17 protein-coding genes are annotated in these 21969 nt (G+C 54.5%); 9 read left to right on the top strand and 8 right to left on the bottom strand.

All coding sequences use genetic code 11. The features are described from left to right. Nucleotides 1-103: 103 nt before the first annotated feature. A complete protein-coding gene (locus tag QJ48_RS23285) occupies nucleotides 104-466 on the bottom strand; it encodes a response regulator (protein WP_054975873.1) in 363 nt (120 codons plus the stop codon). 97 nt (nucleotides 467-563) lie between these two features. Next, nucleotides 564-1700, bottom strand: a complete 1137-nt coding sequence (locus QJ48_RS23280; protein WP_054975872.1) for a response regulator — start codon at nucleotides 1698-1700, stop codon at nucleotides 564-566. 495 nt (nucleotides 1701-2195) lie between these two features. Here QJ48_RS23280 and QJ48_RS23275 point away from each other — a divergent pair, with 495 nt between their 5' ends. The 8 genes from QJ48_RS23275 to QJ48_RS23240 all read left to right on the top strand — a co-directional run bounded on the left by QJ48_RS23275 (nucleotide 2196) and on the right by QJ48_RS23240 (nucleotide 14919). Beyond that, on the top strand, nucleotides 2196-6677 hold the full coding sequence (locus tag QJ48_RS23275) for an S-layer homology domain-containing protein (protein ID WP_054975871.1): 4482 nt from the start codon (nucleotides 2196-2198) through the stop codon (nucleotides 6675-6677). A 240-nt stretch (nucleotides 6678-6917) separates the two neighbouring features. After that, a complete protein-coding gene (locus tag QJ48_RS23270; RefSeq protein ID WP_157261732.1) occupies nucleotides 6918-8051 on the top strand; it encodes a glycosyl hydrolase family 8 in 1134 nt (377 codons plus the stop codon). Next, complete coding sequence (locus tag QJ48_RS23265) at nucleotides 8032-8886, top strand: diguanylate cyclase domain-containing protein (protein WP_054975869.1); 855 nt, start codon at nucleotides 8032-8034, stop codon at nucleotides 8884-8886. The genes QJ48_RS23270 and QJ48_RS23265 overlap by 20 nt, the downstream gene beginning before the upstream one ends. Continuing rightward, nucleotides 8852-10603: a polysaccharide deacetylase family protein gene (locus tag QJ48_RS23260; protein WP_054975868.1), complete on the top strand. Its 1752-nt coding sequence runs from the start codon at nucleotides 8852-8854 to the stop codon at nucleotides 10601-10603. Before QJ48_RS23265 ends, QJ48_RS23260 begins: the two co-directional genes overlap by 35 nt. Then, nucleotides 10596-11870, top strand: coding sequence for a glycosyltransferase (locus QJ48_RS23255; protein WP_054975867.1), 1275 nt, complete (start codon nucleotides 10596-10598; stop codon nucleotides 11868-11870). Before QJ48_RS23260 ends, QJ48_RS23255 begins: the two co-directional genes overlap by 8 nt. 23 nt (nucleotides 11871-11893) lie before the next feature. Further along, nucleotides 11894-14176 (top strand): cellulose biosynthesis cyclic di-GMP-binding regulatory protein BcsB, encoded by a 2283-nt coding sequence (locus QJ48_RS23250; protein WP_054975866.1) that lies wholly within the window; start codon nucleotides 11894-11896, stop codon nucleotides 14174-14176. Nucleotides 14177-14209: 33 nt separating this feature from the next. Beyond that, nucleotides 14210-14749, top strand: coding sequence for a hypothetical protein (locus tag QJ48_RS23245; protein ID WP_054975865.1), 540 nt, complete (start codon nucleotides 14210-14212; stop codon nucleotides 14747-14749). Continuing rightward, nucleotides 14731-14919, top strand: a complete 189-nt coding sequence (locus QJ48_RS23240) for a copper amine oxidase N-terminal domain-containing protein (protein WP_054975864.1) — start codon at nucleotides 14731-14733, stop codon at nucleotides 14917-14919. The genes QJ48_RS23245 and QJ48_RS23240 overlap by 19 nt, the downstream gene beginning before the upstream one ends. 57 nt (nucleotides 14920-14976) lie before the next feature. Here the strand turns inward: QJ48_RS23240 and QJ48_RS23235 are convergent, their stop codons facing one another. The 6 genes from QJ48_RS23235 to QJ48_RS23210 all read right to left on the bottom strand — a co-directional run bounded on the left by QJ48_RS23235 (nucleotide 14977) and on the right by QJ48_RS23210 (nucleotide 20873). Beyond that, nucleotides 14977-15324: a DoxX family protein gene (locus QJ48_RS23235; protein ID WP_054975863.1), complete on the bottom strand. Its 348-nt coding sequence runs from the start codon at nucleotides 15322-15324 to the stop codon at nucleotides 14977-14979. A 117-nt stretch (nucleotides 15325-15441) separates the two neighbouring features. Further along, nucleotides 15442-16761, bottom strand: a complete 1320-nt coding sequence (locus QJ48_RS23230) for a LysM peptidoglycan-binding domain-containing protein (RefSeq protein WP_054975862.1) — start codon at nucleotides 16759-16761, stop codon at nucleotides 15442-15444. Between the two features lie 27 nt (nucleotides 16762-16788). Beyond that, nucleotides 16789-17658, bottom strand: a complete 870-nt coding sequence (locus QJ48_RS23225; RefSeq protein ID WP_054975861.1) for a LysM peptidoglycan-binding domain-containing protein — start codon at nucleotides 17656-17658, stop codon at nucleotides 16789-16791. A 172-nt stretch (nucleotides 17659-17830) separates the two neighbouring features. Continuing rightward, nucleotides 17831-18973, bottom strand: a complete 1143-nt coding sequence (locus QJ48_RS23220) for a GNAT family N-acetyltransferase (protein ID WP_054975860.1) — start codon at nucleotides 18971-18973, stop codon at nucleotides 17831-17833. A 33-nt stretch (nucleotides 18974-19006) separates the two neighbouring features. Further along, a complete protein-coding gene (gene murQ, locus QJ48_RS23215; protein ID WP_054975859.1) occupies nucleotides 19007-19918 on the bottom strand; it encodes an N-acetylmuramic acid 6-phosphate etherase in 912 nt (303 codons plus the stop codon). Nucleotides 19919-19931: 13 nt separating this feature from the next. After that, nucleotides 19932-20873, bottom strand: coding sequence for a BadF/BadG/BcrA/BcrD ATPase family protein (locus tag QJ48_RS23210; RefSeq protein WP_054975858.1), 942 nt, complete (start codon nucleotides 20871-20873; stop codon nucleotides 19932-19934). A gap of 209 nt (nucleotides 20874-21082) precedes the next feature. Here QJ48_RS23210 and QJ48_RS23205 point away from each other — a divergent pair, with 209 nt between their 5' ends. After that, on the top strand, nucleotides 21083-21955 hold the full coding sequence (locus tag QJ48_RS23205; RefSeq protein ID WP_054975857.1) for a MurR/RpiR family transcriptional regulator: 873 nt from the start codon (nucleotides 21083-21085) through the stop codon (nucleotides 21953-21955). The last annotated feature ends 14 nt before the right edge of the window (nucleotides 21956-21969 follow it).

Below are 21969 nucleotides of genomic sequence, written 5' to 3'. Positions count from 1 at the left end.
ATATACCCCACCGGCGTATGCTGAGAATTTTATACGCGGCGAAGCGGGTTTCTCAATAACCTCAAGGAGGCATTCCAAGCCTCCTTTTTTCATGTCTTTCTCTCTAAACCTCAAGCAGCCTGTCGACGGCGTCCAGCACCCGCGAGCCTTGGAGCGGCTTGACGACAAAATCCTTCGCTCCGCTTCGGATCGCCTCGACAATCATCTCCCGGTGCCCCATCGCCGAGCACATGATGATTTGCGCCGCAGGGTCGCGTTCCATAATCAATTTCAACGCTTCGATGCCGTCCATATCGGGCATGGTAATGTCCATCGTGACGAGGTCCGGACGAAACGTAACATACTTCTCAATCGCTTCCCTTCCGTTGGACGCTTCGCATACGACTTCGTGCCCCGCCGTCTCCAATATATCCTTCATAAACATCCGCATAAATGCGGCATCGTCTACGACCATAATTTTGGCCAAATGTATCACCGCCTCAAGAAACTACGCTTCTTGCACGTACCTGCACCGCACGCGAAGAAACCGTCTCCTGAGTATAGACGAAGGTTCTGAACATTTTTTAAACAACCCGCTCCCGGTACCATTGATCAAGCGTTCTCGCCGGCTTCGTACCGAATTCGTCGTGCAGCATTTGCGACAGCGTATCGTACTGCCGTTCCACAGACACCCGGTCCCCGATATACGTAAAGAGCTTGATCAGCGCCCAGTATACCTCTTCGGTGAACGGGAATCGACGCTGGATAAGGAAATAGAGCTGGAAAGCTTCCGCCGCATTGTCGCTCGTTTCCAGAAAAGCCGCGACGCGCATCGCGTGCCGGTACCACAGCATACGCAGCCGCTCCCGCTCGTTCTCTGCCCACCAATAGCCGCAATCCTCCAAATAGTCGCCGCGATACAGCTCCAACAGCTGCAAATGCCGCGCGAACGTATGCTCGCTGAGCGGAGGGGCCGTTTGCAGTCCCTCCTCCCAGGTCACCACGTCAACGCCGATCCCGTTCAGCTCGAGCCGGTACCCTTTATCCCCGCTGACGATCCGGATGCCGGGATGGACGGCATTTGCGGTTTTGCGGATTTGGTAAATGGTCGTGTAGAGCTGTGTGTAGCCTTTCTTCGGATCGATATCGGGCCAGAACAGCTCCAGCAGCGCGTCTTTGCGCACGGGCTGGTCCCGAAGGTGAACAAAGTAGGCGAACAGCTCCTGCGCTTTGTTCGTTCGCCAATGCACGGGCCCGGATTCGCCTGCGTCGATCTCCAGCGTCTGAAAGCAGCGGATCATAACCTGCTCCTTCGTGCTAGACGACCGGACCGCGAGGAGGTCCGGTTCCGTTTTGGCGGCCTTGACCTGCGACAGCCGGGTTAATGTTTTGGCAAGCCTTTGCGTGGAGACAGGCTTCAGCAAGTAATCGATCGCCGCCAGCTCAAAAGCCTTGAGCGCATGTTCCTCGTAAGCCGTCGCAAAGATGATCTCGGTTTCCGGCAGGTGCGACATGATGATCTCGGCCGCTTCCAAGCCGCTCAGCTCCGGCATGTCAATGTCCAAAAAGACGGCTTCCGGCTTCTCGCGCAGCACCGCCTCGACGGCTTCCGCCCCATTCTGATAGGCGCCGACAATGACGCCGCCGTTCAGCTTCTCAAGCTGCTTTTGCAAGCTGAACAGCGCCAGCGCTTCGTCGTCTGCAAGAATGATCCGAATCATCGGCGCACCTCGCTCTGCGCAAACCGTGCAAACCCGACCCCATTGTCGTGTAGTTGAGTGGCCAAATTCGCGCCCTCCTCTTTCTGTATGCAAAAGTAATCTATTAGTTAAAAAGCTTGCTTATCCGGCAAAAAAACGTTCGTTCCAACGAACGGCTTAAAACCGCCGTTTTCCTAACTATGATCATATCAAAATTTCGTCCTCTTCTGCATTTTAAAACGAAAAAATGTTAATTATTTCACAAAATTAAAATTTGGACGTATTGGGAAAAAGATGCTGATTTTTCTCTTTTTACTTGTTTCTCAGTGCGCCTGGCGGCCGGGACAGACTCGAACGGCTGTCTTTGTCGCAAGGTGTTCAGATTTTGTTCAGAAGCGGTTGGTAAAGTGAGCAAAAATTGTTCTTTAAAAAGAATGAGGGTGAGGTGTGAATACAAAAACCGGAAAGTAAGATTGTTTTTTTCAGGAGAGAGAAGATGAAAAAGGAGCGGGAACGATGAAAGAGCATCGATTGAAATGGATGTCATGGCTGCTCATGATTTCCATGGTGGTAACCCTGCTGCAGCCAGCCTTGGGGGCTCATGCGGCGGAAGACAGCGTGAAGTGGGTTACCTATAAGAATGACGATTTTTCCAATGAGAAACAACTCGCGCTGTTCTCGTTAAACGGCACTGCCAAAGTGGCTACCGATAATAAAGGCCGCGAGGTATTGCGTTTAACCGAGGCATTAACCAACAAGTTCGGCACGGCATTTAACAAAAAGCTTATTGCACCAGGAGATAATTACTCGTTCAGCACGTTTTTTAAATTCCGGCCGAATGAGAATAATTTAGGTAATCCGGCCGACGGCATTACCTTTACGATTCAAGCCAAGTCCAACACTGCGGGGTCGGTAGGAGTAGGCATCGGGTACGGGGGAATCGAGCCGAGCTTTGCGGTGAAATACGATACGTATAAAAACGACGACAAGCTCGATCCGTCGAACAATTATATCGGACTGGCCGTAAACGGGGACGTCAAAAACTCGAACCCCAGTTGGTATACAGCTGGCAACTTCCTTAATTCGCAAGGCATTAATCTTTCGAGCGGCACAGACTATTATTCGTGGATCGACTACAACGGAGCCGATAAAAACGTCAAGGTTTATATCAGCAGTACGGAAGCGCGACCGACGACCCCTGTACTGAATGTCAATAATATCGATTTAGCCGACACCTTCAAAGGGAAGCCGGGGGTTTATGCAGGGTTTACCTCGGCAACGGGCGGCGCTTTCGAGAGACACGATATCATTTCGTGGTATTTCACAAACGAGCTGGATCCGATCGATACGACGAAATATCAATACAAGCAGGCTCCGACGAACGTAACCGTCAATGCCGTGCCGACCGGGCAACCGGGTCAGTTCCGAGTCATTGCCACACTTTATGATGTCGACGGAAATCCGGTTTCGGATGCTCCAATTAGCTTTGCATCGACGCAGGGCACTCTGACGAACAAGGATGCGGTTTCGGACGGCAGCGGCCGGGGAACGACGGTTCTGGACTTCGGAAGTAACCCGCCTTCGGGCGAAGTTACGGCCAAGGTGATGGTCGGGGGCGCCTATGCTACCGTGGCGATTCCTGCTTCGCCGACGAACCTGAAAGCCGGAACGACCCCGGAGACGGCCAACAAGCTGACCTGGAATACCGTGACCGGCGCCACGTATTACAATCTGTATAAAGACGGAGCGTTGTATGCGACGAATGTCAGCAGTGCCACTTACCAGGTAACCGGTCTTGCACCGGGAGAGTTTGCGACATTTACCGTGACGGCGGTAGTCAGCGGCGAGAACGGCGTGATGGAATCCGCGCCGTCCAACAGCGTAACGCTTCCGACTTCGGCAGGCCTTACGTTAGATAGCACCCGCTATACGCTGCCGATCGGCTCTACGCATCAAACGGTCGTTTCCTCCGTTTACTCGAACGGAACCAAAGTCGAAGTAACGAATCAATCCGCGTTCAGCTCGGCTAACAACAACGTAGTCACCATCAGTCCGAGCGGGCTTGTTACGGCTGTGGGCGCAGGAACGACCGTGATCAATGCCGTTTATAACGGAAAAACATTGCAAGCCACGATTACGGTACCGATTGCCGCTCCGACAGGGGTCGCAACGGACAATGTAACATCTACGGGCGCAACGGTAAGCTGGAATGCGGTTCCGGGCGCGCAGTCCTATAACATCTACGACAACGGGAAACTGATTGCCTCCGGCGTAACGGATACCCGCTATACGGTGACGGGACTTGAACCGGGAACGAACCATAACTTTACGGTAAGTGCGGTAAGCAACGGGATCGAATCGCCGGCTTCCAGCGCAACGGGAACCACGACAACGACGCTGCGCGATCTGGTGGTAACTCCGGTCAACTCTACGCTTGTGCCGGGTGCCGTTCTTCAGACGCAGGCGACAGCGGTTTATTTGGACGAAAGCATCAAAGACGTAACGAAAAAAGCAACCTACGTTTCCTCGAATCCCGATATCGTTTCGGTCGATGCGAACGGCGTGATCACGGCCAAAGCTCCGGGAACGGCCATCATTACCGTAACCTACGACGGGAAAACCGCGACGGAAACCATCGTAGTTCAAGAGCAGGTACCGCCGTTCAACTTAACATTGAAAAAATCGCCTGACTCTATTCCGGGAGACGGCAGCTCCAAGGTGACGTTGAGTGCGGGCGTCGTGTCGGCGGACGGAAGTCCGGTTGCCGGCGTGCCGGTTACGTTCCACTTCGGAAATACGAAAAACGATGTAACGGCTATTACGAATGAACAAGGGATTGCTTCCATCGAGTACACCGCACCGGCGCTTCAGGGCCTTGCGCCTCTGAACGAAGTGATCACGGTATCGGCGAAAGATCCGAAATCGGGATTGTCGAAGCAGGAAAGTATAGAAGTGACTTACATGCCTGCAGCCGTTCGAGGGATCGTGATCGACCAGGTGACAGGAAAACCGGCGGCAGGGGCAACGATTTCCGTTTCCGCCGATTTTAACGGGGACGGAATCGTCGATTTCACTTCGACCGTAACGACCGCACAAGACGGTTCTTACCAAATCGGGGTACCTCGGGGCAACTTCGCCTATACGCTGAATATTCAAACGCCGGTACAGCTCGGAAACCGGACGGTAACCTTAAACAGCACGCAAACGGCGGTCGTAGGCCAATTGAATGCGGCAGGCCAAAAAATTGATTCCGCGAACAAAATCAGCGGTCAACTGTTTATCGCGCCTTCCGCTTCAAATGTGCAGCAGACGCCGGAAAGCTTGTTCGGAAGCGGCAACGTCAGCGCCGTCATCCAAGGCATCAACGGGACCGATTTCCAATCGACGCTGGCGCTGAAAGCTGACGGAAGCTTTGAATTGGAGAAGGTGCCGGGCGGCCAGTACAAAATTTCGTACCAGATTAAAGCGCCGAATGGCACCGTGTTGGCCGGACCGTCGGCAACCGTCACGGTGAAGCAAAACGGGGAACTAGCCGTCGTCTATTCCTTGATCGATCCTTACGGCACGATTACCGACGAGGCTTCCGGAAAGCCGGTTGACGGGGTTACCGTGAAGCTGTATTGGGCAGATACGGAGCTGAATAAACAAAACGGCCGTACGCCGCACACACCTGTCGAATTGCCTGAATTGCCGGCTTTTGCGCCGAATAAGAATCATAACCCGCAGCTGTCGGACGCTGCCGGGCAGTACGCCTGGATGGTGTATCCGAATGCAGACTATTATATTGTCGCTACCAAAGCGGGGTACTACGATTACAGCACGCTGGTGACGAAACCGAATGCTCCTGCAGCCAACGGTTCGGATAGCTACATTAAAGACGGCATTATTCACGTCGGGCAAGATATCGTAGCCTTCGATTTCAAGATCCGGCAAATTCCTGCGAGTAACACTTCATCCACTTCGTACGGCGGCGGATTTTACTACGGGTCTGCAACATCCGACGTTACCTTGAATCTGTCTGTGGATAAGAACCTTGTAAAAGAAGGCGAACAATCGACGATTACGGTCGATTATAAGAACCAATCCGTCTTCTCGATAGATGCGGGAGTAGTCACCGTAACGATCCCGGCAGGAGCGGAAGTGATCGATGCGGACGGCGGTACCGTGAGCGGAAACACGGTTACGTGGAAAGTCGGCAAGCTGTCGGCCGGTCAAGCGGGAAGCTACAAGCTGAAGCTGAAATGGGGAGCGGTCACATCAGCGGACGCAGAGTTCGACATTCAAGGAAAGTTCACGGTTGAAGGAAATACATCGAGCTCTGCAAAGGCCGACTCTGCGGTCAAAATTAAAGTGTTTTCCGACCGCTTCGGAAATCTGAAGCATCAACGTTACATTTTAGGCTATCCGGATGGCAAGTTTCACCCGGAGAACGCTCTGACCCGTGCGGAGCTGGCAGCGATTGTTGCGAGAATGAAGGAAAATGCCAAAGTAACCGACGCTCTTGCGTACAACGATGTTCAAGAGAGCCATTGGGCGGCGAATTACATCAAGATTGCAACGAAATACGGCTACTTTAACGGCTTCGAAGACGGCAGCTTCCGTCCGGAAGCTAAAGTATCCCGTGGCGAACTGGCCTCCGTTATGGCGCGTTTCCTGAGCCTGAATATCAGCGCGTCCGGCGAGACGCATTTCAAGGATGTCCAAGGACACTGGGCAGGGAATGCGATTGAAGAGCTGTACCGCGGAAAATTTCTTGCCGGATACGAGGACGGAACCTTCAAGCCTGCGGATAGTATCCGCAGAATCGAAGCGGTAACGATGATTAACCGGATGCTGTATCGCGGTCCGCTGAAAGGGGTTGCCCCTCAGTTCCCGGATGTCGCGGAAAGCCATTGGGGCTTCGGAGATGTGCAGGAAGCCACCGTTTCGCATGAATCCGTCAGGAACGCTGACGGAAGCGAAGCTTGGAAGAGCAGCATGACGGACGATGTGCAATAAAGAAGCAGGCGAGCGCATTTAAGCTCCGCGCCTGATCGGAAGTAACGCCCGGAGATGGTCATCCGGGCGTATTTCTATTCCCGGATGGCCTTTCAAAAAAAAGTTCCGTAACCAGTTGTTAAACGCAAGTATCAGTGGTACGCTGTTCGTAAAAACAAACATCTTTGTTCACAAATACAAACAACGGACTGCAGACCTTACAAGCTGTCGCTGCCGGATGGGAAAGGAACGGAAACGAAAATGAGGTGGGCTTATGTTACCGTTGCTGTATTGGTTATGCTGACGGCCGCCGCTTTACTGCTGGCAGGAGGGCCATTCGCATCGAATGCGTCGAAGGGAAAGGCGGACGATCCGGAACCCCGGAGCGACAGGCTGCCCGGAGAAGTGTTTATCCGACGGCACATGGTGAACGCGGACGGGACGCTGAAAACGAATGTGAAGCCGCACGCGGCCGCGAGCCGGGATGTGGCGCAGGGCGAAGAGGCGCTCTCCGAATCGATCGGGCTATGGCTCCAGTACGCGGTCCAGAAGGGCGACAAGACCTTATTCGAGCAAAACGTCGGCGTTCTGCAAGCCCGTTTTCTCAAAGACGACGGCTGGATTTACTGGAAGGTCGGTGCGTCGTCCGAAGCGGTCAGCACCAACGCCTTGATCGATGATTTGCGGATTGCGGACGCCTTGTACAAGGCCGGCCGTCGCTGGGACAAGCCTTCTTATACCCAACTGGCGGATACGATCTCCGGCAGCATTGCCCAAAATATGGTTAAGGACGGCCGGTTTTCCGATTTCTACGACCATGCCTCCGCATGGAAAAGCAATGTCTTAACCTTGTCTTACTTGCATGTCTCTGCGTTCAAAGCGATGTACGAGCACGGCAAGCTGAGCGAACCGGTCTACACAAGTGCGGTCGATTTTTTGAAGAATCTCCCGACGCGCGACGCGTGGTTCCCGTTTTCCTACGATTTAGATAAAGGAACGTATCTGTACAACGACGAGATCAATTGGATCGATCAGCTGTATATTGTTTACCATCGCGCCCAAGCGGGTATTCCCTCTGACGAAGTCTGGTCCTTGCTCAAGGAACAATTCCAGAAGTATGGCGTCCTGTACGGAAGGTACCATGCTCAATCCAAATTGCCCTCGGTAGACTTCGAATCTCCGGCGGCATACGGGTTAGCGATCCTGAGCGCTGTGGAGCTCGGGGACCGGGAGTTTGCCCAATCGCTGTATTACCGGATGCTGCGCTTTCAAATCTTGAACCCCGCGAACGAATGGTATGGCGGTTTTGTGTTCGACGACGATACGCATATTTTCGACAACCTCGTTCCGTTATTGGCGGAAAGGAAAATGTACGATGAAGGGCTTTTACGCTAAAAATCAAACCTATCTCTTCTATCAGCTCCTCTTGCTGCTGCTTACGCCGCTTGCCTGTTATTTTGCGTTCGGGTCGCCTCCGCTCTCCTGGAACAAGGCGCTTTTGCTGGCTGCCGTTCTGCTCATCGGCATCGCGGGGACGGTATTCGGCTTGGTGGCCGGGCTCGGCCTCAGTCTTGCCGTCATGTTTGTGTTCGGGTCCATTCTGTTATGGAAAGCATTCGTATCTTCCGCGATCTTTCTGTCTGCGGAGGAGATCGTTATCTGGATGGCGGCGATTCTTGCGGCGCCGGTCGTCACCGGCATGCTTCACAAGTGGGTCGCGACGATGGCGGCAGAAAATCAAGAGATGAAAGAAAAGTTCGATCAGCTTGTCACCATTGACGAAGCGACGGGCTTCGACAATTACAAGCGCTTTTTGTTCGAAATGGAGGATGAGTTCAAGCGTTCCCGAAGAACCGGCGCGCCGTTTACGCTTCTATTGATTCAAGTCAAGTACTTCGAGCAGTTTCAAACCTTGTACGGCGCCAAAGAGACGCTTCATCTGCTGCAATCCCTTTCCGGTATTTTATGGAATCATACGAGAATGACCGACCGCAAATTCCGCATGGCGGACGACACGTTCGCCGTCATCTTATCGAATACCGAGGAAGAAAATGCGGATATCGTCATCGGAAAAATCGGCGGCTTGTTCAAAACCCATGTGCTTGCCAATCAGAAACAAGCCGTTACGCTAAGTGTAGCTTTCGGCGTTTCAAGCTATAACGAGGGGCTGGGCGACGAGAAGGAGCTGGTGCAGCATGCGAGCGATGAGCTTGAGCAATATATTCCATAGAACGTTCCGGATCGTCGCCTGGCTTGGCGTGCTGCTGCTTTTGCTGGGAATTTCGCACGGGACGTGGGCTTCGGCGGCGAAAGAAGCGGACAACGCCCGCAAAATATTGGTCGTGTATACGACGGAGGACGGGACGATTAGCGAATCGGTCCGGATTCTGGATCTTCTGCTGGGCCATTTTGCGAGGAATGTTGTGTTCAAAAGCGACGAAGCCGTGGAGAGCGAAGACCTTCGCGACATTTCGCATTTGGTGTACTACGGCGCGGTGCCCAGAGCTTTGCCGCAGCAGGCTGCGCAGCTCATGGCGGCCTACCGCGGGCCGTTTCTGGCTGTCGGCGAAAATGTCGGGCAGCTCGGCGAACGCTTTTCCTACATGTCGGTTGAGCAAAAGGTGGCGATTCATAAAGTATCGAAGCGGGACGACTCCTCCTACGACCTGCTGGATCAGACCTATCCGATTGCGCAGATCGCGCTCCGCCGAGGCGAAGCGATGCTGCAGGGCTGGAAGGGGGAGCAGGCGTATCCGCTGCTTGCGGTGGGCCGGAACAGCTATTATTTTTCCGCGGTCAATCTGGATGCGCCGTTTCTCTATTATTTGGGAGAAGGGCTCTATCCCTTTTTCCGGGAACAGCCTGCGGCGGGCCATCCGGCCTACATTCGCTTGGAGGACATCCACCCGCAGTCCGATCCCGTGCTGCTGAAGGCGGCCGGCGACGTGTTGGAGGACAAGGGCATCCCTTATATGATTGCGCTTATCCCGGTGTACACGAATCCGGTTACGCACGAGCAGCTGCGTTTGAAGGATACGCCGAAATTGGTGGAAGTACTGAAAGAGCTGCAGAAGCGCGGCGCAAGCATCGTTCTGCACGGATATACGCACCAATACAGACATTCGGAGACCGGAGAAGGCTTCGAGTTCTGGGATGTGGAGAACAATGCTCCGATCATGGACGAGCCCGACCGCGAGGTTACGGTCCGGCACAGGCACGACTTCCCGAGCAAGGAAGCGTACGAGAGCTATGTGGAGAAGAACAGGCAATTCAACGAATCGTATACCCGCCATCGGCTGGAGAGCGGGATTAAGGAGCTGACGGAGCTGGGGCTGTATCCGCTTGGCTTCGAGGCACCGCACTACACGATGAGTCAGGAAGGGTACCGGGTGGCTGCGGAATATTTTCAATACGTGCTCGGGCAGGTTCAATTGGGCGACCGCGATTGGCAGCGGATGAGCACGGCTCCGTATGTCACGGCCCCCGCGTTTCTGCACGGCATGACCCTGCTGCCGGAAACGATCGGCTACTACGATGCCGTCTCGCCTTCAACGGCTGCGGATACGGCCAGAAAAGTGCGGCAAATGCAATTCGTGAGCGGCGGCGTCATTGGCATGTTTTATCATCCCTATCTCGGGGCGGACCGGCTCAAGGAATTTCTCGCGGCGGTAGAAAGCGTCCCCGGGCTGGAATGGATTGATTTGAAGCGTCTAGAGCATAAGCCGTCGGAGCGGTTTCAAGCGGTGGATCGTACGAATACGCCGCTTGTGATGACGACCGGTTCCCGCCCGCTGCCGGAGCTCGCTGATATGGGAGTTTCGCAGAAAATTTTATGGGGAATTGCGGCGGTCGTTGCGCTGGCGGTCATTGCGTTTCTGATCTATACGCTGCGTATTCGAATGAGCTTACGAAAGCAGTTGTTTGAGGAGCGGAGCATCCATGGCTGAAATTTTATTTTACCTATCGTTAACGATGATCTGGATCATGCTCTTGTACCATATGTTTCTGATGCAAGGGGGTTACCTGCATTACCTGCGGTACAGGAAGCCGATTGAGAAGTGGGAGCAAACGAAGGCCCCGTTTCCCAAAGTGAGCATCCTCATTCCCGCGCACAACGAGGAGGTCGTGATCGAGCGCACGATTAAAGCGATGGTCCGGCTCGATTATCCGAAGGACCGGCTGGAGATCATCGTCGTGAATGACAATTCGTCGGACCGGACGGGAGAAATCGCGGACAGCTACGCGGCCAAATATCCGTGCGTCAAGGTGGTGCACACCAAGCCGCCCAATGCGGGCAAGGGCAAGTCGGGCGCGCTGAACCAAGGCCTGCTCCATTCCAGCGGCGAAATTATCGTCGTCTACGATGCGGACAATACGCCGGAACGGCAGGCGGTTCATTACCTGGTTCTGGCGATGCAGAACGATCCGGCGGCAGGGGTCATCGTCGGGAAATTCCGCGTTGTGAACGCAGCCCGCAACCTGCTCACGCGATTCATTAACATCGAGACTATTTCCTTCCAGTGGATGGCGCAGGCCGGACGGTTCAATTGGTTCGGGGTGACGACGATTCCGGGGACGAACTTCGCTATCCGCCGCAGTCTGATCGAGCAACTGGGAGGCTGGGACGAGAAAGCGCTCGCCGAAGATACGGAGCTGACGATCCGCGTCTACGATGCCGGCTATTATATCCGGTTCTTTCCCGCGGCCATCACGTGGGAGCAGGAGCCGGAAACGTGGAAGGTATGGTGGAAGCAGCGGACCCGATGGGCGCGCGGCAATCAGTACGTCGTGCTGAAATTTATGCGGCATCTGTTCTCGCTGAAAAAGAAGCGGATCGTGTTCGATCTGGTGTACTTCTTTTTCACGTACTTTATGTTTTTTATGGGCGTGATCGTATCGGACCTGCTGTTCGTCATCAACCTGTTTGTCGATTTGCATCTGGATGTCGGCATCGTTTCGATCATTTTGTGGATACTGGCGTTCTTCCTGTACGCCACGGAAGTGATGATTGCGCTCAGTATCGAAAAGACGGAATTTACGATGAAAAATTTTGCGATCGTTTTGCTGATGTATTTTACCTATTCCCAGCTGTGGATCGCATTGGTCATTTATGCCTTATATTTGGAAATCAAACGCGTGCTGTTTCGTCAGGAGACGAAATGGTACAAGACGGAACGCTTCTCGAAAGACAAGAAGGGCGAAGCCGTATCATGACAACGAATAGGTGTGAGAGAACAATGAACAACGGTTTCGGCCTTCGGAAGGCCATCTTATTGCTGGGCGCCGTCCTTGTGGCGTCCGGATCGTATTCGTCCGTCGTCAAGGCGGAAGGGGCGGAAGGCGGGCGGCAGGTGAAAGCGACCGCTTGGAAAGAGGGGACGGCGGTCACGACCGATTCGAACGTATCGGCTTTGTCGCCGGGCTACGTGCACCGCTTCGCCAACGAGCCGATTATGCTGACCGGCGTAGACCGTTCCTACGACGTATATTATAATGTTCCGAAAGCCGAGCTTGGAGGCAACCATTATTTGGAGCTTGATCTTAGCTACTCTGACCTGCTGCTGCCCTCCCAATCTACCTTGACCGTCCTTGTGGACAATAAGCCGCTGCAGAGCGTGTTTTTGACCAAGGAGGAGGCGAAGCAGCGCAAGGTGACGCTTGCGCTCGGGGCGGACGAAGCGAAGCCCGGCTTTCACAAGTTGACGTTCGCCAAGCATGGCGTCGTCTCGGATGATTTCTGCGAAGACCCGGACAACCCGGCCAACTGGTTGCAAATCGCGCGTTCGTCTTTCGTCTATATCGATTCGAAAGCAACGTGGACGACAGCGGACCCGCTGAAGGAGTTCCCGCATCCATTCGTCGAGCCGGGAACGACGGACGAAGTGTACGGAGTGATCGTCGTGCCGGACGCCCCGTCGTCCGAGCTGCTTTCTTCCGCTTTGGAGCTGGCGGCCCGGTTATCGTCGCTGACGGCGGCGAAAAAGCCGGTTCCGATGATGACGGAGTCGGAATGGGCGAAGGCGGACGGCAAACCGGCCCATGTCATTGCCATGGGAAGCGTCGGAGCTTGGACCGGCCCGGTGAAAAAAATCGTCGAGGAGAACGGCGTTCGCACCGAGAGCGAAGAGCTGGCGCTCGACTATATGTCCTTGGAAGAGGCGGGGGAGAACGGGACGAAGCAAATGCTGCTGCTGTCCGCGGCCAAGGATGAGGCGATCGCGGAGAAGCTGCGCGTCTTAACGAATCCGAAGCTTGCGGAGCAGTTGACCGGAAGTCATTTGGTTATTAAGCAGACGCCTGTGGTCGCGGATGAAGGAGACGAGCCGAAAAAGCTGACGCTTGCTTCGTTCGGCTCCGAGCATCTGCTACTGAACGAGACGAAGCCGGAATCCGGCAAGCTTAACGTCACCGTGCCGTCCTATTGGAAGCTGACCGGCGAGAGCTCGCTTGACCTGAAGCTGAAGATCTCTCCGCTGCTGATTGCCGATATCGGGGAGAAGACAGAGCGCAAGACCGAGAAAAAAACGAAGGAAGCCGGGGCTGACCGTTACGGGAAATACGGATTGACGGTAACGGTGAACGGCATCCCGCATACGGTATCTCTTCAGGAATTGACCAAAACGAAACATCAAGGCGATACGTACAGGGTGAGCATTCCTCTAACCTCCGCGTTGCAGGATAAGGACAGCAGCGGTGCGCTGGACATTGTATTTACAGCCAATATCGGCCGGACCGAGGGACCTTGTACCGGGGACACTAACAATGGCCGGTGGATTTTCATCGATAAAGCGAGCACGTTCCATGTGCCTCACGAAATGTCGAAGGACAGCTCGTTCCAGCACTGGCCCGCGCCTTTTGTAAGCGATCAAGGGGCGGAACGTACGGCCATTCTCGTGCCGCAGCAGGTGAACGGGACGTTCCTGTCGCAGCTTTCCCGGCTTGCCGGGGACTTGGCGTCCGATACGAGTCGGCGGATCGCCGTATTCCGCGAACCGCTTGACGATCAAGCGCTCAAGCAGCTTAAAGATTACCACGTGCTCGTGCCGGGAGACCTCGGCCAATTCCCGTCGCTTCAGAAGCTGCGCGACAAGCTGCTGCTCCCGACGGATAACGACCGGCTGCAGCTTGGGAAGTACAACGCAATTAACGAGACGACCGATTATGCGGCCTGGATTCAGCCGTCGGTCTGGAACGAAAATCGGGTGATGGCCGTCTTCCAGAAAGTGAACGTCGCCGGAGGGGAGCAGGGCTCTTTCGTTCATCCGAATCTGCTGCAATATTTGAAGAACGCGAAAAAGCCGGGCCAAGTCGTCATTATGAACAAGGCCAAAGCCGTGTTCGCCGTTGCCGCACCTTCGGACTCGCAGACGGCTCAAGAAGGCAATGCATCGAATCCCGCGGGGAAAGCGCCCGGTATTCCAGTATGGCTCATGGTGCTTATACCGGTGCTGTTGATCGGGCTGCTGATCGTGTTTATTCGGGTGCGGCGCAAGGAGAAGCGGGACGCCGGAAAGCAGTAAAGGCAGCAAGAGCAGCAAGGGACGGCGCCCCGGTTGAAGAAGCAAGGCATACTAATCGACGGGGTGGAAGCGTTGAGTAAGAAAGCGGCACTTTCGATGCTTTTGATGTTTGTGATGTTGGCTGCCTGGCAGCCTTATACCTGGAGCAGGGTCTATGCGCAGGAGGTCCAATCGTCGCCGAGAGAAGACGTCGTCTTGGTTACGGCTCCCGAGGCGAAGGATAACGAACCGTACGTCCGGATGCTTCGGGCATTGGGCCAGTCCGTCACGATGACGGACCCCGGCTCCCTTGGCCGGATGGACTGGACGAAGGTGAAGCTGCTCGTCCTGCCCGGACGCGCGGCTGGCGCGTTGGATGGAAGCGCGGCGGACCGAATCGCAGCGGAGGTGTCCAAAGGGATGCCGATCTACACCGAGCAGCGCACTCCACTGAGTGAGAAGCTGGGTTTGTCGTTTGACGGAACGCAAGCCGAAGTATCCCGTCTCTCCGACACCGGTCGAAATACGAATGGAGTCCCCAAGAGGAGACCGTCTCGGCGGAGCGCGAGGGCTACGTGCTGTGGCTGCAATTGAACAATCCGGCGGCCAGAGCAAACGGCGAGGATGTCCGGCTGGAGGTGCCGGCAACCCTTCGAAACGAGAAGACGATGGTGCCTTTGCGCTTCGTCAGCGAGGCGCTTCATTATGAAGTGAAGTGGAATGCACCGAAGCAAGTGATCGAAGTGAAGCCCAAAAAGGTTTAAACTAAAAATAGACCGCTCCGTCCTCGAGGGATGGCGGTCTATTTTTGCTGTAGGGGTTTACCATGTCGCAATGATCATGACAATGGACAGCGCAAGCATGAAAGCGGCGTTAACGGCCATTACTGGCCGGTGCTTCGCCCGGAACAGATGCGCGTGAATCGCCCCCAGCATCAAGGCGACGAAGAATACGCCGACGTACGGCAGCAGCGCGGGAAAAAGGAAGCCCGCAAGAAGCGCGATGACGCCCGCAAGCTCTCCCAAGCCCGTAAGGGTCAAAAACCACATTGGGTAACGGTATTCGTTCCAATGCTGAACCATCGACGGCGTACGCTTGAGTTTCATAAAGGAAGAAATGGAGAACATTCCGGCCAGTATAATTTGAATAACGACGACGAGAGTGGACAAGACAACCGCTCCTTCACAGAGATATATTACTCGAAAGTAACATTACTATAAAGTAATATAAATCCGCTTTAAGCGTTTGTCAACGCAAAAAAAGCGGGCCTAAGCCCGATAGCATGATTATTGGGTGGTTTTATAGCTAAGGGGAAATTTTCTAAACAGGGTATAAATCTGGTTCATTCCTCCCCATTGTTCAAATAACTGTTGAGCCTGTTCCGTGATTTGTCGGGGCGTTTTCGGCGAACATATATTTTCTCCACTCTGTGCGAATACGAGATATAAGATTCCGTCCTCGACACCTCCTGATTTGGGACTGGAAGGAATACCAAGCATCGCGGCAAGAGCGATCGAACCGATACCGAGAGAATCGTCTGGTCCCGCGTCGCCGACGATTGCGTAGCCAATTTTGTTATTCATCGTATTCATCACCATACAAAGGTCTCCGATTTTAGCGCCCATCATTTGGCGGGCGGGAAGCGCAATATAGGGGATTACGGTGGCATCGAGATATCTCGTTGGGTCGGAAACCGGCTTCGTGCAATCCGATAGAACGGTCTTGGAAATATAGTATCCTGGAGCGGGGTCATTGCTTCCTTGAACGAGAGGGTTTCCGGAAGAATCGGTGACCAGACCCCACCAGTATCCCTCGCTACCGGCTTTGTTCAAAAAATCAAATGCCAACTCGTTATTCCGATGGAAGGCTTTGGCAGCACCGGCGGCAGTTACAGACATTTTGCTCACAAAGAAAAAAGCAGTCCCTTTTTTGCCGGCCGCTTTCCATGTTTTAATATTGGCTTGCAGGCCGCTATCATGAAAAGTCATATACTCTATTTTATAGGGGGCCAGAACAGGAGAGGACGGATGGCGCAAGTGAGTAGGGGGTTGTCTGAAACTACGGGCTCCGTTCGGTATGGTTAAAATCTGTCCTGCTTTGATATCTTCACTGGCCAGTTTATTGAGTTCCATGATAGCTTTTTTGGTGGTGCCGAATTTTTGGGCAATGGAGTCTAATGTATCTCCGATATCCACCTTATAAGTTTGAGCAGGTCTCATGGGCGTGTCGCTTGGCAAATCTTGCTCGGGAGAGGCTGCCGCCTCGTCTGCTTGGCTGTTATACGGCGCGGTGGTCTGGTCGGTAAGATCGAAGCGGGTCTCAATCTGCAGTTTTTGCCCCGGAACAATGAAGTCGCTGTCCAACTTATTGAGTTGCATTATCGCTTGTTTGGTGGTGTTGAATTGTCTGGCAATCGAGTCTAACGTATCTCCCACCTTCACATAATAGGTTAAGTTAGCTCTCGAAGGCGAAGGGATAAAAAGTCTCTGACCTATATATAAGGTGCCGTTGTATATCGAATTTGTCCAAATCAATGTTTGTATTGGGACACCGAAATGCTGGGAAATTCGGGATAAGCAGTCTCCCGGTTGTACAATATACCACATGATCCTCCCTCCTTGGGCGAACAGACATTAGATCGTAATATTATAGTGCTCATCGAGCACGAACTTAGCCTGAGGCCACCCTCCCCATTTTCTAAAAAAACGATGTGCATCCCGGTTTATTTCCGGCACACTCTTAATCGTTCTAACGCCGTTAGCTGAATTGGGAAATATAATATACAGAATTCCGAAAGGCTCAAAGGCTCTTAACGGGTTTGGCGTGATATCCTTAATGTTGAGACGCTTACCGAGATCAACCGAGCCTTCGCCTATTTTACCTGAGAACGACGTGTTCCCCGCAAGCACGATGGTATCTTGTTTAGGGCCCCAATCTGCACAAATTGCGTATGCCGCTTCTTTTGTTCTCGTATTGATAACCACTCCATAATCCCCTAGACTTACCCAATTTGTATTATGAGGGATGACATAGAAGGGGACGGTTTCACTCCTGAAACAGTTTCCGCATGGGCTGACGGAATGGTCGCAAATCGAAAAGCATCCCGTTGCTTCTACTGCCATTTTGCTCATAAAGAAATAAGCGGCTCTTGCGTTGTATATGGGAATGTTTTTCCTGATATCTCTCGCTTTGAAGACGGAAATTTGATGGCCTTTTTTAACTTCCGGGAAATCAGGCCACGTACCGGGTATGGGTTGCGTATCTTGGGGACGAGGCACTTCTTCGCTCCGCCAATCGTTTTCCTCCGCTTCCCTCCATGGTGCTGCCTCGCCTTTCTCCGAATAATGTCGTTCGCTCGCGGGAGTGGCAGGGATGATCAACGACTGACCCGGGGAAATTACGGGAACGGTCATTCTGTTAACGGTCATCAGTCGCTCTGGATTGACTTGGAAGCTGTGACAAATATGTTGAAGTGAATCCCCCGGTTTTACCGTATAAATCATAGCTCTCACCTCCACCACATATATAATTCGTTTATTTAAAAAAGTATGCATCTTATGTGGAAATAAAAGTATTTTCTAAGTGGATCAGGCAAGTATCTAGAACGCGAAAAAGACCGCTCTCCACCAGGGCAGAAGAGAACGGTCTTTTTTCAATTGCGGGCCCGAAGCCCGATCACACATAATTCAACCCGGCCGTAAACGGAAACGGCACCGGGAACAGCTCTTTCAAGGAGTTGCGAAGCGCGGAATGCTCCGCCATGCCTTCGTCTCCTCCGAAGACGAGCGAGATGAACGCCTGCGGGTCCAGCTCTGCCGACAAGCCATCGTATTCGAGCTTGACCCGGCCGTCGCCTGCCGATTGCACGCGGAGCGCCTCATGACGGCCCTGAGCCGCTTCCTCCCAGTACGGCCGGAGCTGCTCGATCAAGCGCTCGGGCCGGACCACGTAGACTGTGCCTTGATTCGGTTCCTCTTGATACGGCACCGGTTCGAGCGCCTCCAGCCAATCGCTTTCGTGCACGGAAACCGGGAGCTGGATCTGCTCCAGCTCCAGCCGCTTGAGTGCATGCGCGGCCAGCAGCGCAATGGCCGGGCCGTCCCCGGCGGCTTCGATCAGGAAAGGAATCCGCTTTGGGACGAGCGGCGGATTCGGCACGGCGGCGACAAGAAACGCCGCAGGCTTGCCGTCCCGCTCGGCGACGAGCACCCGGTGCTTCATCTTGATGCAGCTGACGAGCGCCTCGTTATGGACCAGATTCGCCAAGTCGGTGACGCTGTGCTCGAAGCGGGCCAATCTTGCGCCCGCCAGCTCCCGCAGATACAGCCAATCGGTCGGCTTGAGATCGCGCACCCGCACTCCTTCGGAAGCGTACCGGCTTTGCAGGGCTTGTGCTGCAGCGGCATCCACCGTATACCTCCGGACAACGCCGAACGGCAGACAATTGACCCGCGTGTATAAGGAACGGCCGCCCGAAATGAGCAGCAGGGACGCTCCCGCCATGTCGATATGTTCAAAAATGCGATGTAAAATCAGGCTGGCGTAGCCTTTACCCCGGGCATCCGGATCGGTGCCCACGGAGCCGAGCTGATACGTGGCGAGCGCTGCTTTGCCGATGCGGATCGTGACCGGCACGAGTCCCATGAACGAGACCAGCTTGCCGTTCTCGAACGCTCCGTAAGACTGGCCCAAGGCCGTTGAAAACACGTCGGGAAACGCAGGCTTCATCGAAATCTGCTGCGCATCGCGAAAAATCGAGTCCGAAAGCGTGACCGCTTCGGCCATCTCGTCCGGACGGACGAGCCGTATGTCTGCCACCGTAAATTCTCCTCCTTGTTTCTCGATCCCGTGTTAATTGCCGTTCGCCAGCGCCACCGCCTGGCGTACAAAGCCGCCCGAACGTTCCAGCAGCTCGCGCGCGCCGTCCCGGTCCGTCTTTGCCAAAATCATGACGATCGCGGTTTTGACATGTCTTTCGGACTCGTTATATGCTTCGCTGATCACATCGTCCGGCGCGCCGGTCGCCATACCGATAATCCGTTTGGCACGGTAGACGAGCTTCTCGTTGGAAGGCAGAACGTCGACCATGAGATTCTCGTATACTTTGCCGATGCGGATCATGGAGGCGGTCGTCAGCATGTTCAGAATCAGCTTCTGCGCGGTGCCCGATTTCATGCGGGTCGAGCCGAGCACGACCTCCGGGCCGGCGACGGCTTCCAGCATCAGATCGGCGATGCCGGCCATCGGGGTGTGCTCGTTATTGCACAAGCCGATCACGGTCGCTTGCTTTTCCTTCGCGCGCTTCATGGCGCCGAGTACATAAGGGGTGCGGCCGCTGGCAGCGATGCCGACGACTACGTCGCGGTCCGTGACGCCATGCTCGTCGATATCCTTCGCGCCAAGCTCCTCGCTGTCTTCCGCGCCCTCGACCGGGTCCTTGACCGCTTGAAAGCCCCCCGCGATGATGCCCTGCACCATGGACGGGTCCGTTCCATAGGTCGGCGGACATTCGGACGCATCGAGAATGCCGAGACGCCCGCTGGTGCCGGCGCCGATGTAGAACAGCCGGCCCTGCCGCTGAAAAGCGGCGACGATCCGGTCGACCGCCTGTGCGACTTGCGGCAGGATGCGGCCGACCGCTTCGGTAACCAAACGGTCCTCCGCGTGGATGAGCCGGACGATTTCCTCGGAACTGAGCCGGTCGATTTGCGTCGTATTCGGATTGCGCTGTTCGGTAGTTAATTCGTTCAGCAGGTTATACATAGGGACTGCTCCTTTATCGCGTTCTTTGAAAGAGCTCGAAGCCGAGCAAGGCGGCGCCGTAAGCGGCGGGCTGCTCGGAAGCCGGGTGCAGGCGCAACCCGGGGAACGTTTCGGAGATCGTCTGCCGGAACGTATCGGCGAACAAAGGAGAATGCTTGAACACCGAGCCGGTCGTCACAAGGTCCGAATCCGGGAACCAGGCGTCCTTGCGGACCAGGGCTGCCGCCGCGACGGCAAGCTCCGCAGCCGCGGCTTCGATAATGCGCAAGGCAACGGCATCCCTTTGCTTGCTTGCGTTGATGCACAGTTCGGCGAAGGCGGCGACGTCTTTTTTGCGGATGTCCGGTCCGTAGATGTACGTTTTCAGTTCGGTAATCGAGTCAAAGCCATACGTGTGCCGGATCATATCCGTCAATGCCGTTGCCGGGCTGATGCCGTCGTGACTGCGCATCACGGCTTGCAGCGCGTGAAGTCCGATTTGGTAACCGCTTCCCTCATCGCCGAGCAGATGCCCCCAGCCGCCGACCCGGTAGCGCCGGCCTTCCGGCGTGCAGCCGAAGACGATCGAGCCGGTGCCGGAGACGACGGCGATGCCGTATTCGCGGCGAAGCGAAGCCATCAGGACGATTTCCGCATCGTTGCGCACGAACACCTCGAACGAAGCGCCGATTCGGGCCTGATAGGCCCGAAGAATGGCCTCGACCGCTTGCTTTTCCTCCGGTGTATCTGTGCCGGCCATGCCGATGCAGACGGCCAGACATCGTCCGCTTGCGCAGGCTTCATGTTGAAGCACTTCGTCCAGCACGGCTTCCAGATGACGGGAAGCCCGCTCGAAGCCAATCGCTTTAGAATTCGTCGATTCGCCCGTACAGCCGAAGAGCTTGTTGCCCGAAGTGTCGATGACGATCGCTTCCGTTTTAGTGCCTCCGCCATCGATTCCGACGATGTATTCCATCTTTATCACCTTCTTTGCTAATTTGAGTATAAGACAACGAAGCTTAGTTTGTAAAACAAAATTTCACGTTGTAAAAATAATATTGATTTAAAATTTCAAATGGGCTATAATAAGTTTGATCGTTGGAAACGGTATCAATAACGTCATTGTGTTTTATTTAGTAACGTAATATGTAATAATAACTTACATAAAAAGAGGGGGTGAGCGCAATGCATGGAGGTTTGGTTCGGTTAAGAGAGATTTTAGAAGGGCTGAATCCTTCGGAGAAAAAGGTCGCGGAGTACGTGCTCGCGCATCCCGAGCGGATGATCGAGCTGTCCGTCGCCCAGTTGGCCGAAGCGAGCGGAGCCAGTCAGGCCGCCATCATCCGGTTGTGCAAATCGATGGGCGTGAAGGGCTACCAGGATTTGAAGCTGAAGGTGGCGGGAGACCTCCGGGAAACGGGGAGCGTGCAAGGCTACCAGGAAATTCGGCCGCAGGATTCGATTGCGACGATCGTGCAGCACGTTTCCAACAATAATATTCAAGCGATCCACGACACGGTGAAAATTCTCGATTTGGAGCAGGTGTCCAAGGCGGTGCAGGCGCTTCATGAGGCGAAGCGGATTTACTTCTTCGGCATCGGCGCTTCCAACTTGATCGGTCAGGACGCGCAGCAGAAATTTTTGCGCATCAACCGGACGTGCTTTTGCTTTGCCGATCCGCATGTGCAGCTTGCGTCGGCAGTTACCCTGACCGAAGAGGACGTCGCCGTCGGCATCTCGTACTCCGGTGAAACGAAGGAAGTCATCGCCGCCCTGAAGGCCGCTCAGCAGAACGGCGCCGTAACCATCGGCATCACGAAGTACGGCAGCACGACGCTCGCCCAGTACACGGACATTCCGCTCTGCATCTCCTCGACGGAGAACGAGATCCGAAGCGGGGCGATGTCGTCCCGGATTACCCAGCTTAACGTGATCGATATTTTATACCTCGGGGTCGCAAGCAACAACTACGAGCAGTCCGTCATGTACCTCGACCGAAGCCGTCAGGCGATCCGGGAACTTGCGAACGGCATGACTAAACTTAATCATAAAAGCTAACTAGGGGGATGGAT

This window comes from Paenibacillus sp. A3 (assembly GCF_001399685.1).
Lineage (GTDB): Bacteria > Bacillota > Bacilli > Paenibacillales > NBRC-103111 > Paenibacillus_G.
This window is presented reverse-complemented; position numbering and strand designations above follow the sequence as displayed.

Bases quoted from the DNA above. Each gene is read 5' to 3' on its own strand.
- QJ48_RS23280 (WP_054975872.1), bottom strand. From the start codon at position 1,700: ATGATTCGGATCATTCTTGCAGACGACGAAGCGCTGGCGCTGTTCAGC.
- QJ48_RS23275 (WP_054975871.1), top strand. From the start codon at position 2,196: ATGAAAGAGCATCGATTGAAATGGATGTCATGGCTGCTCATGATTTCC.
- QJ48_RS23270 (WP_157261732.1), top strand. From the start codon at position 6,918: ATGAGGTGGGCTTATGTTACCGTTGCTGTATTGGTTATGCTGACGGCC.
- QJ48_RS23265 (WP_054975869.1), top strand. From the start codon at position 8,032: ATGAAGGGCTTTTACGCTAAAAATCAAACCTATCTCTTCTATCAGCTC.
- QJ48_RS23260 (WP_054975868.1), top strand. From the start codon at position 8,852: ATGCGAGCGATGAGCTTGAGCAATATATTCCATAGAACGTTCCGGATC.
- QJ48_RS23255 (WP_054975867.1), top strand. From the start codon at position 10,596: ATGGCTGAAATTTTATTTTACCTATCGTTAACGATGATCTGGATCATG.
- QJ48_RS23250 (WP_054975866.1), top strand. From the start codon at position 11,894: ATGAACAACGGTTTCGGCCTTCGGAAGGCCATCTTATTGCTGGGCGCC.
- QJ48_RS23230 (WP_054975862.1), bottom strand. From the start codon at position 16,761: ATGTGGTATATTGTACAACCGGGAGACTGCTTATCCCGAATTTCCCAG.
- QJ48_RS23225 (WP_054975861.1), bottom strand. From the start codon at position 17,658: ATGATTTATACGGTAAAACCGGGGGATTCACTTCAACATATTTGTCAC.
- murQ (WP_054975859.1), bottom strand. From the start codon at position 19,918: ATGTATAACCTGCTGAACGAATTAACTACCGAACAGCGCAATCCGAAT.
- QJ48_RS23210 (WP_054975858.1), bottom strand. From the start codon at position 20,873: ATGGAATACATCGTCGGAATCGATGGCGGAGGCACTAAAACGGAAGCG.
- QJ48_RS23205 (WP_054975857.1), top strand. From the start codon at position 21,083: ATGCATGGAGGTTTGGTTCGGTTAAGAGAGATTTTAGAAGGGCTGAAT.